This is a genomic window from Pyrofollis japonicus, assembly GCF_033097485.1.
Taxonomy (GTDB): Archaea; Thermoproteota; Thermoprotei_A; order Sulfolobales; family Pyrodictiaceae; genus Pyrofollis; species Pyrofollis japonicus.
In genome coordinates this window covers 1898162-1912467 of the sequence record NZ_AP028634.1, presented here as the reverse complement: position 1 = coordinate 1912467, position 14306 = coordinate 1898162, and the positions used below count along the sequence as shown (strand labels likewise).

At 47.3% G+C, this 14306-nt stretch carries 12 protein-coding genes; 6 read left to right on the top strand and 6 right to left on the bottom strand.

What is annotated here, in order from left to right:
* Positions 1-97 precede the first annotated feature (97 nt).
* From SBG41_RS10035 to SBG41_RS10025, 3 genes are all read right to left on the bottom strand, one after another.
* The gene (locus tag SBG41_RS10035; protein WP_317895398.1) at positions 98-508 is read right to left on the bottom strand and encodes a PIN domain-containing protein; all 411 of its coding nucleotides are present in this window, start codon (positions 506-508) and stop codon (positions 98-100) included.
* Positions 487-1737: a translation initiation factor IF-2 subunit gamma gene (locus SBG41_RS10030; RefSeq protein ID WP_317896524.1), complete on the bottom strand. Its 1251-nt coding sequence runs from the start codon at positions 1735-1737 to the stop codon at positions 487-489. Before SBG41_RS10030 ends, SBG41_RS10035 begins: the two co-directional genes overlap by 22 nt.
* Before the next feature lie 164 nt (positions 1738-1901).
* Complete coding sequence (locus tag SBG41_RS10025) at positions 1902-2552, bottom strand: 30S ribosomal protein S6e (RefSeq protein WP_317895397.1); 651 nt, start codon at positions 2550-2552, stop codon at positions 1902-1904.
* Positions 2553-2781: 229 nt separating this feature from the next.
* Here SBG41_RS10025 and infB point away from each other — a divergent pair, with 229 nt between their 5' ends.
* Entirely contained in the window at positions 2782-4596 is a 1815-nt protein-coding gene (gene infB, locus SBG41_RS10020) for a translation initiation factor IF-2 (protein ID WP_317895396.1), read from the top strand.
* A 100-nt stretch (positions 4597-4696) separates the two neighbouring features.
* Positions 4697-6208, top strand: a complete 1512-nt coding sequence (locus SBG41_RS10015; RefSeq protein WP_317895395.1) for a hypothetical protein — start codon at positions 4697-4699, stop codon at positions 6206-6208.
* On the opposite strand, the gene SBG41_RS10010 is transcribed toward SBG41_RS10015, so the two are convergent.
* Complete coding sequence (locus SBG41_RS10010) at positions 6172-7050, bottom strand: N-glycosylase/DNA lyase (protein ID WP_317895394.1); 879 nt, start codon at positions 7048-7050, stop codon at positions 6172-6174. The two genes, SBG41_RS10015 and SBG41_RS10010, sit on opposite strands and share 37 nt — an antisense overlap.
* A gap of 233 nt (positions 7051-7283) precedes the next feature.
* Between SBG41_RS10010 and SBG41_RS10005 the strand changes: the two genes are divergently transcribed.
* The 3 genes from SBG41_RS10005 (at position 7284) to SBG41_RS09995 (ending at position 9164) form a co-directional block, all read left to right on the top strand.
* Positions 7284-8279, top strand: a complete 996-nt coding sequence (locus tag SBG41_RS10005; protein ID WP_317895393.1) for a DHH family phosphoesterase — start codon at positions 7284-7286, stop codon at positions 8277-8279.
* A complete protein-coding gene (locus SBG41_RS10000) occupies positions 8258-8812 on the top strand; it encodes a DUF429 domain-containing protein (protein ID WP_317895392.1) in 555 nt (184 codons plus the stop codon). Before SBG41_RS10005 ends, SBG41_RS10000 begins: the two co-directional genes overlap by 22 nt.
* Before the next feature lie 106 nt (positions 8813-8918).
* The gene (locus SBG41_RS09995) at positions 8919-9164 is read left to right on the top strand and encodes a ferredoxin (RefSeq protein ID WP_317895391.1); all 246 of its coding nucleotides are present in this window, start codon (positions 8919-8921) and stop codon (positions 9162-9164) included.
* Between the two features lie 65 nt (positions 9165-9229).
* Here the strand turns inward: SBG41_RS09995 and SBG41_RS09990 are convergent, their stop codons facing one another.
* The gene (locus SBG41_RS09990) at positions 9230-9988 is read right to left on the bottom strand and encodes an ERCC4 domain-containing protein (protein WP_317895390.1); all 759 of its coding nucleotides are present in this window, start codon (positions 9986-9988) and stop codon (positions 9230-9232) included.
* 127 nt (positions 9989-10115) lie between these two features.
* The gene (acnA, locus tag SBG41_RS09985; RefSeq protein WP_317895389.1) at positions 10116-12842 is read right to left on the bottom strand and encodes an aconitate hydratase AcnA; all 2727 of its coding nucleotides are present in this window, start codon (positions 12840-12842) and stop codon (positions 10116-10118) included.
* A 174-nt stretch (positions 12843-13016) separates the two neighbouring features.
* Between acnA and SBG41_RS09980 the strand changes: the two genes are divergently transcribed.
* On the top strand, positions 13017-14303 hold the full coding sequence (locus SBG41_RS09980) for an NADP-dependent isocitrate dehydrogenase (protein ID WP_317895388.1): 1287 nt from the start codon (positions 13017-13019) through the stop codon (positions 14301-14303).
* Positions 14304-14306 lie beyond the last annotated feature (3 nt).

Genomic DNA, 14306 nt, shown 5'->3' with positions numbered 1-14306 from the left:
AGACATACCGCTTAGGAAGTGCCGCTATGCGTACAAGGGGTACAGGAAGTATTAATAGATAGATGCTAGGCTTAACAGCTCCCACTAATAAATGCATTCATGCCTCGAGCATTAGGCCGTGTCGTGACTTCCTATAGTAAATGTTTGGAAGGCCTAGCTCGCGCAGCCTCCTCCTAAGCTCATTATCCGCCGTCACAACCACAGCATCTTTCAACGCTCTTGCAAGCTCTATTATTGCATCGTCAGCACTCTGCCCTACGTCTACTATCTTACAGCCCTTCTTTTCCATTACCTGAAGCGCTAGACGAGCTGCTCTTCGTTGATGCAAGGTCTTATCCTTAGCCGATGCTATTCTTTCAAGCTCCTCGATAACCGGTTTGGGCACAATGCATTCAGGTTTTGAGAGAAGTAGTTCTTCCGCCTCTTCAAAAACTTGCACACCATCGTAGAGAAGCATGAGGGCACTAGTATCTAGTATTATGCGTCTTATTCTCTGACTATACCCCAACCTACGAGCCTCCAACGCCCCATGATTTGCCTCGATATAGCAACTCTCGCACCATCCCATGCCACTACTGGCCTGCGAAGCGCGACTTCCATTTCGTCTTTGCTAAGTTTCGTTATTATTCCAAGAGTTACTGCTGTACCAACTGTAAGCATGACGATTTCCCGCTGCCTCATGGGCGGGACTTTAACCAGCTCCTTAGTACCGACAACTCTTTCGAGCAGCTTGTACTCTATGCGAAGACTATTCATAACCGGAGGAAGGTGACCTGGTCTACCTAGGACGTTTCCTACTAGGTTATCCGCTTTGGTTATTGCGGGGTCAAGCTTTGTTCCAACAGCTACTAGTCCGCCTGGACGTGCCTCGTCGAACTCTAGGTTGCCGAAGCGAAGGCTCACTACCTCTGTTACTACTGGCTCATAGCGGACTCTTCCTCTCTCTTCAACACGTATACCTGGTGCAATTTCTATTTCGTCGCCTACGCGTAGGACTCCTTGAATCAACGATCCGCCGACAACTCCTCCTTTAAGTTCTTCGACCGGTGTACCGGGCTTGTTAACGTCGAAGCTTCTGGCTATGAACATCAGAGGGGGCTTAGAGGGGTCACGCTTAGGAGTTGGGAGGAAGTACTCCATTGCCATGAGAAGGGCATCAATGTTTACGCGGTGTAGCGCACTGACGGGTATTATTGGAGCGTTTTCGGCAAATGTTCCTTTAAGGAACTCTTTTATCTCATTATAGCTCTCCTTAGCTCTTTCCGGTGTAACGACGTCGACTTTGTTCTGAACAACAACTATGTCATGAACACCTACGATATCTAATGCAGCAAAGTGTTCACGGGTCTGAGGCTGAGGACACTTCTCGTTAGCAGCGATGACTAGTAACGCTCCATCCATCAGTGCCGCGCCAGAAAGCATTGTAGCCATCAATATTTCGTGACCTGGTGCATCAACGTATGAGACTTTTCGTAGAAGCTTGGGGACTGTTCCTTCGGGGCAATTCTCGGGGAAAGGCTGATAAGCATCAGGGGGTTCTGCGCCCTCGCAGTACCATATTTCACCCTCGGCGTAGCCGAGCTTTATCGTCATACCTCTCTTCAATTCCTCGCTGTGCTTTGCGGTCCAGACACCAGTCAGTGCTTGAACAAGCGTCGTCTTGCCATGGTCAACGTGGCCAGCAGTACCAATATTCATCTCTGGTTGCCGGCGGCGCTGCGCCTCAATCTCGTCCATATCAAGTCTCGCCACAGAAACCACCCCATACCTTCAAGCTACTAGCCTACCCCTATAAGAGCAAAACTGAGACACTTACAGAAGTGCAGGAAAAACATCGTGTAAAGGAGAACAATGATAAAAACACATGCAAGACCTTCACTCAGCGAGAATATCTAGCAGAGCTACTTCTTTGAATAAACTATTACAGTATTAATTTGGACTGTATCATGCGTTACCGTGTTACCGCGAACAGTCTTTCTTCTGCGTTCTCCCTTCTCTCTGGGATGGAAGCCAGGCGGCCCTGACAATAGTACCTTCTTCTTTACCGGCCCTGGAAGCGTTGGCAGCATCGGAAAACCGCTATTATCGCTTCCTCCACGTATCTCTAGCTGGTAGCCAGGTAGCCCCACAAGTGAGCCGTCAAACTTGTCTCCGATCTTGAGCCCTATCAGCTGGTCCGCTTGGGGACTCGCTATAGTTATTTGCCACGCTTTTGCGCGAAAAGCAACGCCTTCAGCTTCCTCCGCGCCGGTTGCGTCGCCGAGCCATTCGAGGCTTACTCTGACCTCGTCGGGAGGTATGGACTCGTCTTCAACAACTTTACAAGTATGCTTGATTTTTTTCTCCTCTTTGCGTATCCTTATAGTTATAATGCCGTGCTCGGCGTTTAGCTTCTTGACTAGTTCTGGATTGGCCTTACAGATTGGCAGCTTTTTCTGAGACTTCTCTGCATCACCATATTCTATGTTTTCGTCTCCCTTAACCTTTACCTTGATCTCGGGTATATCTGCTCCTGCCTTTGGATCCGAGATTACGACCTTGAACTCAGGCATGACGTACTACCCCCTAGTGGTTCATCCCCGGGCCCTAGTGGGCCCAGCATCCCCTCCCCAAGAGGGAGGGCTCGGGAGGAAGCTTCATTCACTGCCCCTTCTTATACCCTCTCGCTGTAAAGGCGGTAAGGGATATCGAAGCTAGGTTTAATGATCGAGCGTCGCAGAGAAAGAGAGACACTCATTATAGAGGGGCTGTGTGCAAGAAGGTTTAAGGGGGTGTTAGGGTATGAGCGCAGAGAAGCAGAGCGGTAAACGACTAAGACAACCAATTGTTGTTGTCCTCGGCCACGTTGACCACGGTAAGACAACGCTTCTTGACAGAATCCGTGGAACAACTGTTACTGCTAAAGAACCTGGGTTAATAACTCAGCACGTTGGTGCAAGCCTTGTACCTGCAAGCGTTATTGAGAAACTCGCCGAGCCACTGAAAAAGATAATTCCATTCAAGCTGATAATTCCTGGCTTATTGTTCATAGACACGCCTGGCCACGAGGTCTTCACAAATCTTAGGAGAAGAGGGGGCAGCGTAGCAGACTTCGCAATCTTGGTTGTAGATATAAATGAGGGGTTCCAGCAGCAAACTTACGAATCAATAGAGATACTACGCCAAAGAAAGGTGCCCTTCATCGTTGCCGCCAACAAGATAGATAAAATCCCGGGCTGGAAGCCGCATCCGAACGAACCCTTCCTAGTATCGTACCAGAAGCAGGCGCCGCGGGTTCAGGAGGAGCTTGAGAGAAGACTATGGGATAACGTCGTAGCAAAGCTCTACGAGCAAGGATTCCAGGCCGACCGCTTTGATAGGGTAAAAGACTTTACGAGAACAGTGGCAGTGGTACCTGTCTCCGCGAAGACGGGCGAAGGCATTCCGGAGCTGCTGGCTGTTTTAGCAGGTCTTACGCAACGCTATCTACAGCATAGACTACGTTTCGCTGAGGGCCCAGCCAAAGGCGTCATACTAGAGATTAGAGAACAACCAGGCATGGGCACGGCCGCCGATGTAATAATCTACGATGGTGTTCTACGCAGAGGCGACATAATAGTTACTGGTGGGCTCAATGGCCCAGTTATAACACGTGTACGTGCACTGCTGATGCCTAAGCCTCTTCAAGAGATTCGTGTGGCTAAGAGAGAGCTTGAGCCCGTAGAGGAGGTATACGCTGCTGCGGGTGTGAGGATAGTTGCTCCAGGCCTTGAGGAAGCTGTAGCGGGTGCGCCGATACTTGTTGCCCAAGATGAAGAAGAGGCAAAGAAGCTAGCAACGCATGTGATGAAGGAGATAGAATCGCTCAGAATTAAGACCGATAAGGAAGGAGTTGTAGTAAAGGCAGACACGCTTGGAAGCCTTGAAGCCCTGGTAGAAACACTCAGGAGGAGAGGCATACCGATACGATATGCGGACGTAGGCCCTGTTGCAAAGCGCGATGTGATTGAAGCTGTTGCAAGCAAGGAAATTAACAAGTTCTATGCGGTAATACTAGCATTTAACGTGAAGACCCTTCCTGAAGCAGAAGAAGAGGCCAGAAAACACGGCATAAAGATATTCACCAATAACGTGATCTACCGGCTTCTCGAGGACTTCGAGAAATGGTACAAAGAACAAATAGAAGCAGAGAAACGAAAAGAGCTCGAACAGCTAATTAGGCCGGGCAAGATAAGGATAATCCCCGGCTATGTATTTAGGCGCAGCAACCCTGCCATCGTCGGTGTAGAAGTACTTGGAGGTATCATCAAGCCAGGCTACCCATTAATGAGGGAAGACGGTAAACGAATAGGCACAATAATGCAGATACAAGACCGTGGAAAGACCGTGCAAGAAGCACGCGCAGGAATGGCCGTCGCAATCTCGATAAAAGGCCACGTACTCGTCGGAAGGCACATAGATGAAGGAGACGTACTTTATACTGATATACCGGAGAGGCACGCAATACTATGGCTCACAAAGTACAAGAATGAACTAAGTGATGACGAGATGATGGTGCTCAAAGAAATACTAAAGATAAAGAGGAAACAAAACCCGGCATTTGCCATAACGCTCTAGCAAACAACTCATTTTTAAATTATGACTATGTGATTTTACATTACTGTGTCTATTTACAGTTCAGCATCGCAGCTACTTGGTCTCGGTGCAACAATTGCACATGTCACAAGAATTCGAACGACTCGTAGAGTACCTCGAGAACATAGACGAGATCCTGCCTGGGTCAAGATTTGAAGAAGAGCTAGTGGAATACATTGTAAACATCCTGGATAAAATTAGCGACATCGAGTACACTGTGACAAAGATCAAAGTGAGTTCATGGCACGAGAAATCGTCAATAGCTTATTCGGGTAATGAGGTTAGGGCACTGCTCTGGCCCATGTGCAAAACCATAAAAGAACCAATTGAGGCTCCATTAATCACCTTCGAAGAAGCAAGAGCATTAACAAATCTTTCACAATACATTGTCCTAGTAAGAAGGGACATAATTTCCAACTCTCTTAGTCATTATAAGCAAGTATACGCGGAACTCGCTGCTAGAAAACCGCAAGCTATAATTCTTCATTCGCCGAAAACTCTGAGGAGCATTGCTACGGAGCCACCATTCACTATTACAAATATCTGCGCCGGCATAGTGCCCGTACTCTCTACTAACTCGCATCTAGACGGTAAAGTAGGCCGCATAAAGATCAACGTAGATAGCAGAAGAATAGCTAGTACTGGCTATATTATTGAGGCGTGGAGTAAATCGCCAGCCGAAAGACCCTTTATACTTGTAGGGTCAAGCACCGATTTTCTCCGAGGAAACAGCAAGCGTGGGGTAATCAACGCGCTTAAAATATTTCTAAAACTAGTGAAAAATAATGTAAATTCTAGGCTACTCATTGTCTCTGCTAATGCTCTAGGCGATCCACTTCATCCTTCATATCATACCGGGTACGGGGCACGTCTCTACAACATGACTATAAGGAGGATGTTGTTAAATACATATGCTGGACTTGTTATTTGGTTTGAGAACTTCGAGTACTCGGATAAGGTGCAGAGTTTAGCAATACCACCGCTTACCAATATCACTGGACACTCTGCAAGACATGAAGGGGGTTCGCTTTGGAGCAGTGCTGTCTGGTTTCAATTAATAAACGGTATTCCAGCGATAGTTTTCCGAGGCAATGGTAAGAACTTTGATAACAAGCCACATGGTATCGAAAATGTTCTCAACAATGTAAAGAGCCCCGCTTGGTGGCGCTCTTTAGTCGACGAGTGCATGAAGTACTTTTATGAAAGAGCGCTCGTGCTTCCTAGTCTCCCTTTAAGAAACACTGTTTATAAGTTTAAACGTCTCATAGACAAGCTCAACGACTCATTGGATATTATTAAAGGGTTGAGCGTTTGCCGCATGCTGATTAGGAGCGGCTTTAGGCTAATGGATCTCGAAAAGAGGGAGAAACATAGCGTTAGTTATGTCACTTTCCCGCCCCTTGGATGCGTCGATGAGAGGGTTGAGTCATGCTCCGATATAGCTGGCGGGAATGTGTTTAAAGGCCTCAATGTGGCTGGAGATTCTGAGCACCGCGAGCTTATAAGACACTTGGCCTATATAGCATCGTCACGGATAGAGCACGAGCTAGAGAGATATTATTTCTTGGATTTACTCTTTGAAAAGATATCGTAATATAATATCTCGGTTGCAACGCGTTTAGCAACATCCCATTTTATTAGGCCTTGACTATAGTCTACGAGGCGTTTCGCGTACTCTTCACGGGCTGCCTCAATACCCATCTTGAGATATTTTTCAATACCCTTTGCCGGCAACCATATTACTGCATCAAGGTGCAAAGCTGGCATACCTGATATCTCGGATACACGTCTCCATGCTGTAATCGCTTCGTCGCGTAGCCTTTGAAGTATTATCTCTGGCTCGGCAACTATGAGCCCTGAAGTACTTGTTAGAAGCGCAACACGCCTATCAATAGGTAACGGTATTTCCTCGGCGTTTTTAACATTAATTCCGAGTGCTCGATAGGCATAGTAGGCCATTTTTGCGGCAAAGACTATTGTTTTCTCCCAAGGCCTTGCTCCAAGACTTGCCGCTATTCTATTAACGAGCAATCTCAGATCGCGGAACAGTAATGGATTTACAGATATTGATTGAAGAGCCCTTGATGCCTTCTGTATTCTTGAAAGTTTCTGTCTGTGAAGCATGCGGTTGCCTCGGCTGATTGCAAGGAATCTTGAGATAATGATAGAGATGTCGTTATCGCAGCCTTCTGTTGATAGGTAGTTTGCATATTCGAGCCAATAGTTTTCTCCTGGAAGGCTAAGTCGGTAGCTTATGAGCGCGTTAGCTACGACAAGGGCCACTCCACGTGGACCACACTTCTCTATAATTTTCTTTACAGCTGTGTACTGAGGGTCATTAGACTCAATAACGTGTACTGCATCTAGCGGAATGCGACTAAGTGCTTCTCCCACTCGACGTACCCTGTCAGCGTTGATAATACTTGAAAAACTCAATGCACAGTACACCTTGCCAGAAGTCCCCAAGCCCCCTTTTACACGCGAATAGCTAATAACCTTAGAGAGGTAAGCGTTACTAACTGACAGGACCGGTGATGACGAACACCGAGGCGAAAATCCTCGACATGTGCGGGGTCGGCGTCACTGAGGCCCCTAGAAGCCTGCGTCTTGGGCATTATTGCTCTTCTCCGCGGCATAGCTGCTCAATCACGTTTACTGGGTGATGTAGGTTGTCAACACTGATAATAACGCATACGGATTTAGATGGAGTAGCTTCTGCTGCGATATACCTACGGCTCCACGGCGGAGAGCTCGGCGAGGACGTAGATGTAGCATTTACTGAGCCGTATAAATTACATAAGACGTTAAGCAATACTTCCCAAAGGCTACAGCGCATCGCTGTAATGGATTTAGGCCCTAATGCTGACACCTTCAGCGAAATAACTGCTCAATTAAAAAGGCTCGTTTCTAATGGTGTAAGAGTTGAATGGTACGACCATCATCGCTGGCGCGACGAGTGGGTCAAGGAGCTGGCTGGTCTAGGAGTCCACGTACACGTCGATACCTCTACTTGCGCTGCTGGCGTTGTGGCCAAGTACGCGCCGGACGAGCTCGAGTCACAAACAGATGATTTCATTGAGATGCTTGTTCGCGCAACATGCGCGGCTGATCTATGGAAATGGGACGATCCTTGGGCTCCTAAGCTCTATCGCATCGTTGGTAGGTATAGGGGGCCTAAAGGCGATAAGTGGAAAAGGGTTCTTGTCAAAGGTTTTGCAGAAGGAGCAATATGGTGGCCTGATCTAGATGAAGCACTACAAGAATACCTTAACAAGGAGCTCAATGGGTTCAACAAGGCTCTCCGCAATACGGAAGTAGTTGAAATACACGGCTGTAGAATCGTCTTTGTACTGAAGGATCCGGGGCCTCCAAATGCAAGCATTCTTGGCAATAGTCTTCTCTATAGGTTTCAGGGAGACATAGCGGTAATCGTTCGCAAAAGGGGTACCGGAATAAGCCTCAGATCGATAAAGGCTAATGTTCAGAAAGTTGCGTATGAGCTTGGTGGTGGGGGCCACCCACGCGCCGCGGGAGCGCCTCTTAAATTATCCTTGCCTAAAAAGTTGCTCTCCATTTTCTGGCCGAAAGTAAGACTTCATGAAGCCAAGAAGCAGGTTTTAAGCGCCATGGAGAGGCTGGGTGGATGCGGCGCATTGCTGGACTAGACTTAGCTGCAATACATCGACGCCCCACAGGGTTAGCAATACTTGATACAGCCACGCGCTCTATTATTTTCCTTGAAGAGGTTTTTAGCGATGAAGACGTAGTAGACCCGATTATGCACCATAGGGTCGGGCTAGTCGTTGTTGACGCACCGCTTTCTTTTCCTCCACGAGGACGAGGCTTCAGAGACGTTGAGCGAATGGCTATGGCAAAGGGGGCTCGGTTTTTACCACTCACAATGAGGTCAATGATTATGCTCGCCGAGAGAGCTATAAGATTGAAGAGAATGTTGGAGGTAGCTGGCATAATCGTTGTTGAGACTCATCCTTCGAGTTCTTTAAAAATAAGCGGTTGTTCGTTTAGCCAGCTTCTTGAAGAACTTAATGTATCTCTACCTCGTAGACCCAGAAGCAGACACGAAGAAGATGCTATAATTGCTGCCCTCACTGGTCTCTGCGTTCTTGAAGACTGTGCGGAGTTATTTGAAACAGGTCATGATAGACTAGTACTATTGAAGCAAATTTGCAAACACTAATATTAACGCGTGTTACATAAGTCGCTGGGTTACTACAATACCCTAGATGACACAAACGGAAGCACTTATATCCCTCATTCGTGTCAAGAATATCACGGTGAAAACCGTGGCCAAGATACGCGTCTGGATAGACCGAGACCAGTGCATTGCAGACATGGTATGTGTAAGCCTCTGCCCAGACGTCTTCGAGATGAGCGAAGAGGATGGAAAGAGCCAAATAGTTGCCAAGTGGAGGACTGATCCAAACAACCCCGCAGAAGGTGTCGTCCCAGAGGATCTGAAGGACTGTGTACAGTCAGCAGTAGAGAGCTGCCCCGTCTCCATAATCCACATGGAAGAAATACAAGAGTAACCCTATTAACATTAAACTGCATTTTAATTCAGAAAATCGCGCCTCTTTTTCCAAACAATTCCTTATCACTTCCCAGCAGGAGACTTTCCACGGGGATCTTGTCCTTTATCTGCACTAGACGGCTTCCACGGAGTATTGAATATCGCATAAATTTCTCTAGCCCTAATCTCGCCTATACCTTCGACCTTCATAAGCTCGTTTATGCTTGCATTCGCTATTCTCCTCAATGTTCCAAAATGCATTAGTAATCTCCTTGCAAGAATAGGGCCTACAATGCCCTCAGCAACGTATAAGATTCTATCGTTTAGAGACATCGGTTTCTTTTCAACACGTAAGCGAAGTATGCGCTTCTCCTCTGTTTTTCCAAGACTCTTTGCTTTTGCTGCTATCCATGCTGCTGTCGCATCCTTATTGTTGGTAGGTATAACCGGTATACCCCAGTCAAGAACGAGCTCGTCAATTATTCTAAGCACTGCAGTCAGATTCCACTTGGTCTTCTTCTCTATTAGGCCAAGCCATCCTTCAAGAACAATTACGGGCCTTACACCATCGTGGCGAGCCGCTTCGCTGAGCCGCTTTGCCTGGTCCCATATCCTGTTATCCCTTATACTATTGGCTAGGTCAAGTACTGTTTTCCGCTCAACAAGTAATGCCTTGGACGGATCGGGTGCTAGTATATAGTAATCACCAGCTTGTAGCTCCATCACTGCAACCTTGACTCCTTTCTGCTTAATCTTTTCCACGATATCTTTGTTCTTGGATGCCTCTCGGCTATCAACGATAACATCTACTGGCGCAAGGAGCTTCTCAGACACTATTGGCATAAGTGTCCCCGTTTATGTTCACAAGCATGTTACCTAGTATTGGTTACGTTGTGTACAACGCTACTATTTTGCAACATAAATAATATGAAGGGAGGAACTAAGAACAAAGTGTTCCTAATAAAAAGGCTTACTTTTGGTGCTTCTTTTGCTCGAGGCACTTCTTTATCATATTTCTAAGCACGTAGTGTAGTATACCGCTATGCTTGTAATACTCTACTTCTACCCAGTTGTCGAGGCGGGCAACTACCTCGAATTCTATCTTAGTTCCATCCGGTCTGCGCGCTATTACTTTTAGCTTCTTGCGTGGCTCGAGGCCCTCACTTATCCCTATAATGTCGTAGACCTCGTCTCCCCTTAGGCCGAGCGTCTTCGCATTCTGGCCTGGCATGAATTGAAGAGGCAGTATCCCCATGCCTACCAAGTTGCTTCGATGTATGCGCTCAAAGCTCTCCGCTATTACGGCTTTGACTCCTAAGAGGTATGGGCCCTTTGCTGCCCAGTCACGGCTGCTTCCGGCACCATAGCGCTTGCCGGCTATCACTATTAGCGGTATTCCTTGCTCTTTATACCTCATTGCCGCATCATATACGGTCATTATTTCTCCTGTGGGCCAGTAAATCGTGTATCCTCCTTCTCGGTCTACTAGCAGGTTCTTTATCCTCGGGTTTGCGAATGTTCCTCTCATCATGACTTCGTGATTGCCTCTTCTTGCGCCATATGTTCCGAATTCGGATGGCTTTACACCATGCTCTATTAGGTATTTGCCAGCAGGGCTGTCCGGAGGAATCGGCCCGGCTGGTGAAATATGGTCCGTTGTTACCTTGTCGCCAAGCATTACTAGGACTCTTGCGCCTATTATGTCGCTAGGCTTTGGAGGCTCGAGGGTGAAGCCTTCGAAGAATGGTGGTTTCTGTATGAATGTTGAAGATGGGTCCCATGCGTAGAGATCGCCACTTGGAGCCTCTAGCTTCTCCCACTGCTCCGTGCCCTTGTATATGTCCTTGTAGATTTTCTTGTAGAGGTCCGGGCTCACGTATTCTCTTATCATTTTCTTAATCTCTGATGTGCTTGGCCATATATCTTTCAAGTATACGGGCTCGCCGTTTGGATCATAGTCTATGGGCTCTGTCTCGGGGTCCCAGTCTATGGTTCCCTTTAGAGCGTAGGCTACAACGAGCATTGGGGACGCTAGGTAGTTACCCCGTGTTAGTGGGTGGACTCTTCCAAGGAAGTTGCGATTACCGCTCAGCACTGATGTAGCGAAGAGGCCTTGCTCGCGAATGGCCTTCTCCACTTGGGGTATTAGTGGGCCGCTATTGCCTATGCATGTCATGCAGCCGAAACCTACGACGTGGAAGCCTAGTGCCTCAAGGTATTGGCTTAGGCCGGTCTGGCGCAGGTACTCGACGACTACGCGGCTACCGGGTGAAAGGCTTGTCTTCACCCATGGTTTTCTCGTTAGTCCTCTTTCGACGGCTTTTTTCGCGACAAGTCCTGCGCCTATCATTACGTGCGGGTTTGACGTGTTAGTACAGCTTGTTATGGCTGCTATAGCGACTGCTCCGTGTGGTACCTCGTACTCTTCTCCGTCAAAGCTTATCTTGACGCCCTTCTCTGGCACATTAAGGCCTTTCTTCTTTGCCTCTTCGAAGTACTTTGCAAGAACTTCTCTGAAGCGTTTCTTGGCCTCTTTTAGACTTACCCGCTCGTCCGGGTGAGCTGGGCCGGCTATGGAGGGCTCAACGCTTGATAGGTCGAACTCTAGCTTGATGCTATACTCTGGCTCCGGTTCATTATCTGTGTAAAAGAGGTGTTGAAGTCTTGTATACCATTCCACAAAGCGCACATGCTCCGGGTCGCGTCCTGTGAGGCGGAGGAAAGCAAGCGTCTCCTCGTCTACTGGGAAGAATCCGGTAGTGCTGCCGTACTCGGGCGCCATGTTCGCTATAGTTGCTCTGTCGAATGCGAGCAGGTACTTAAGGCCGGGCCCATAGAATTCTACAAAGCGGCCTACGGTTTCAACGTTCTTTCGTAGGAACTCGGTGATAGCGAGCACTATGTCTGTTGGAGTTACTCCTTCACGTGGCTCGCCTACTAGTTTGACACCTATAACCTCGGGCAGTATCATGTAGTATGGCTGTCCCAGCATGACAGCTTCAACTTCTATACCGCCAGCGCCCCAGCCGAGAACGCCGATTCCATTTATCATGGTAGTATGAGAATCGGCTCCTATAACGCTGTCTGGATATGCTATTGTTTCGCCATTGATCTTCTTCGTCATTACGACCTTTGCGAGATACTCAATGTTTACTTGGTGGATTATGCCTTTACCTGGCGGTACTACCTTGAGGTTTCCGAAAGCCTGCTGAGCCCATTTTAGGAGGCGGTAGCGTTCCTTATACCTCTTGAACTCGAGCTCCATGTTCCTATAGAGCGCATATGAAGTACCAAAGTAATCAACACTGATACTATGATCAATAATGAGGTGGGCCGGTATGTGAGTATCAATTATCCTCGGATTGCAGCCAAACTCTGCAGCCACGTCTCTCATCGCAGCCAGGTCTACGACGGCAGGTACACCAGTATAGTCTTGAAGTATTGCTCTTGAGGGCATAAAGGGAATTACCTTATCGCCCGCTCCTTGAGGCCAAGAAGCAACTGTTCTAACATCCTCCTCTGTGACGGTTTTTCCATCATAGTTTCGGGCAACATTCTCAAGCAAAATCCTGATAGTATACGGAAGCCGTGATATTTTCGTTAATCCAGCCTCCTCAAGTCTATCAAGCCGATAAACGGCAACCTTTCCGATAGGCGATTCAAGGATCTCTTTAGCAATAATGTCGCTCTTTGACAAAAGAACAGCACCTCATTAAAACGCTCTCTTCACGTAGAGGTGTAATATTAATGGGGTTTATCAAAGTAGTCTCGTCTAAGCGCTACAATCATTCTACTGTAGGCGGGGTAACAATACTATTAACTTCCAGTATGCAAATAATAGAATCGAGACAATAATTGAGGGAGATTATTTTTGGGCGAATACGATTCTATCGAAAAATTTGAGCCACGATTTGAGAAAGTCAAGCCACCAGAGGAAGGAGAACGAATAAAAATAGTAGATGGAAGGCTAGTTATCCCCGATAAGCCGATAGTTGCCTACATTGAGGGTGACGGAATAGGCCCAGAGATAGTAACAGCCGCGCGAAAGGTGATCGATGCAGCCGTTGAGAAGGCTTATGGCGGTAAAAGGAAAATAGTTTGGTGGGAACTCTACGCTGGTCATAAAGCCATGAAGATCTACGGTGAACTTCTTCCGCAAGATACGTTAAACGGTATTAGATATGCACTCGTTGCCCTCAAGGGCCCCCTTGAGACACCGGTTGGAGGAGGCTATAGAAGCCTAAACGTGGCTATAAGGCAGGCGCTTGATCTTTACGCTAATATTAGGCCAGTCTATTATTTCGGTCAACCAGCGCCACACTGCTATGCAGAACACGACAACTTTGTCATATTTCGTGAAAACACCGAGGACCTTTACGCGGGGATAGAGTGGCCTGCTGACAGCCCAGAGGCTAAGAAGCTACGCGAGTTTCTCAAGAAGGAGTTCGGTATTGTTCTTCGAGAAGACGCTGGAATAGGTATAAAGCCTATCTCAAAATTTGCTACCCAGCGCTTAATGAGAAAGGCACTAAGATGGGCGATAGAGAATGGTAACAAAATAGTAACCATAATGCATAAAGGAAACATAATGAAGTACACGGAAGGCGCCTTTAGGCAATGGGCCTACGAGGTCGCTGTTACAGAGTTCCGTGACTACGTTATAACAGAGGACGAACTCTATACTAAATACGAGGGTAAACTCCCCGAAGGAAAAATATTAGTGAATGATAGGATAGCTGACAATATGCTCCAACAGATAATTACGCGGCCGTGGGACTACGAGGTAATAGTTGCACCAAACGTTAATGGAGACTACATAAGTGACGAGGCAAATGCCCTTGTCGGAGGAATAGGGATGGCTGCCGGCATGAATTCGGGAGATTTCATCTCGGTAGCTGAGCCTGTTCACGGGACTGCACCCAAGTATGCGGGCAAAGATCTGGCTAATCCAACAGCAGAGATACTCAGTGGTACACTGCTTCTAAAACATGTGCTGGGATGGAAAGAAGCCGCTGACTTAATACACAACGCGATAAAGAGAGCTATTAAGGAAAAGAAAGTTACGCAGGACCTAGCAAGGCATATGCCCGGTGTTAAACCGCTACGTACAAGCGAGTACACAGAAGTCCTAATAAACTACATAAAGGAAGAAAAATAATTT

Bases quoted from the DNA above. Each gene is read 5' to 3' on its own strand.
- SBG41_RS10030 (WP_317896524.1), bottom strand. From the start codon at position 1,737: ATGGACGAGATTGAGGCGCAGCGCCGCCGGCAACCAGAGATGAATATT.
- SBG41_RS10025 (WP_317895397.1), bottom strand. From the start codon at position 2,552: ATGCCTGAGTTCAAGGTCGTAATCTCGGATCCAAAGGCAGGAGCAGAT.
- infB (WP_317895396.1), top strand. From the start codon at position 2,782: ATGAGCGCAGAGAAGCAGAGCGGTAAACGACTAAGACAACCAATTGTT.
- SBG41_RS10015 (WP_317895395.1), top strand. From the start codon at position 4,697: ATGTCACAAGAATTCGAACGACTCGTAGAGTACCTCGAGAACATAGAC.
- SBG41_RS10000 (WP_317895392.1), top strand. From the start codon at position 8,258: ATGCGGCGCATTGCTGGACTAGACTTAGCTGCAATACATCGACGCCCC.
- SBG41_RS09990 (WP_317895390.1), bottom strand. From the start codon at position 9,988: ATGCCAATAGTGTCTGAGAAGCTCCTTGCGCCAGTAGATGTTATCGTT.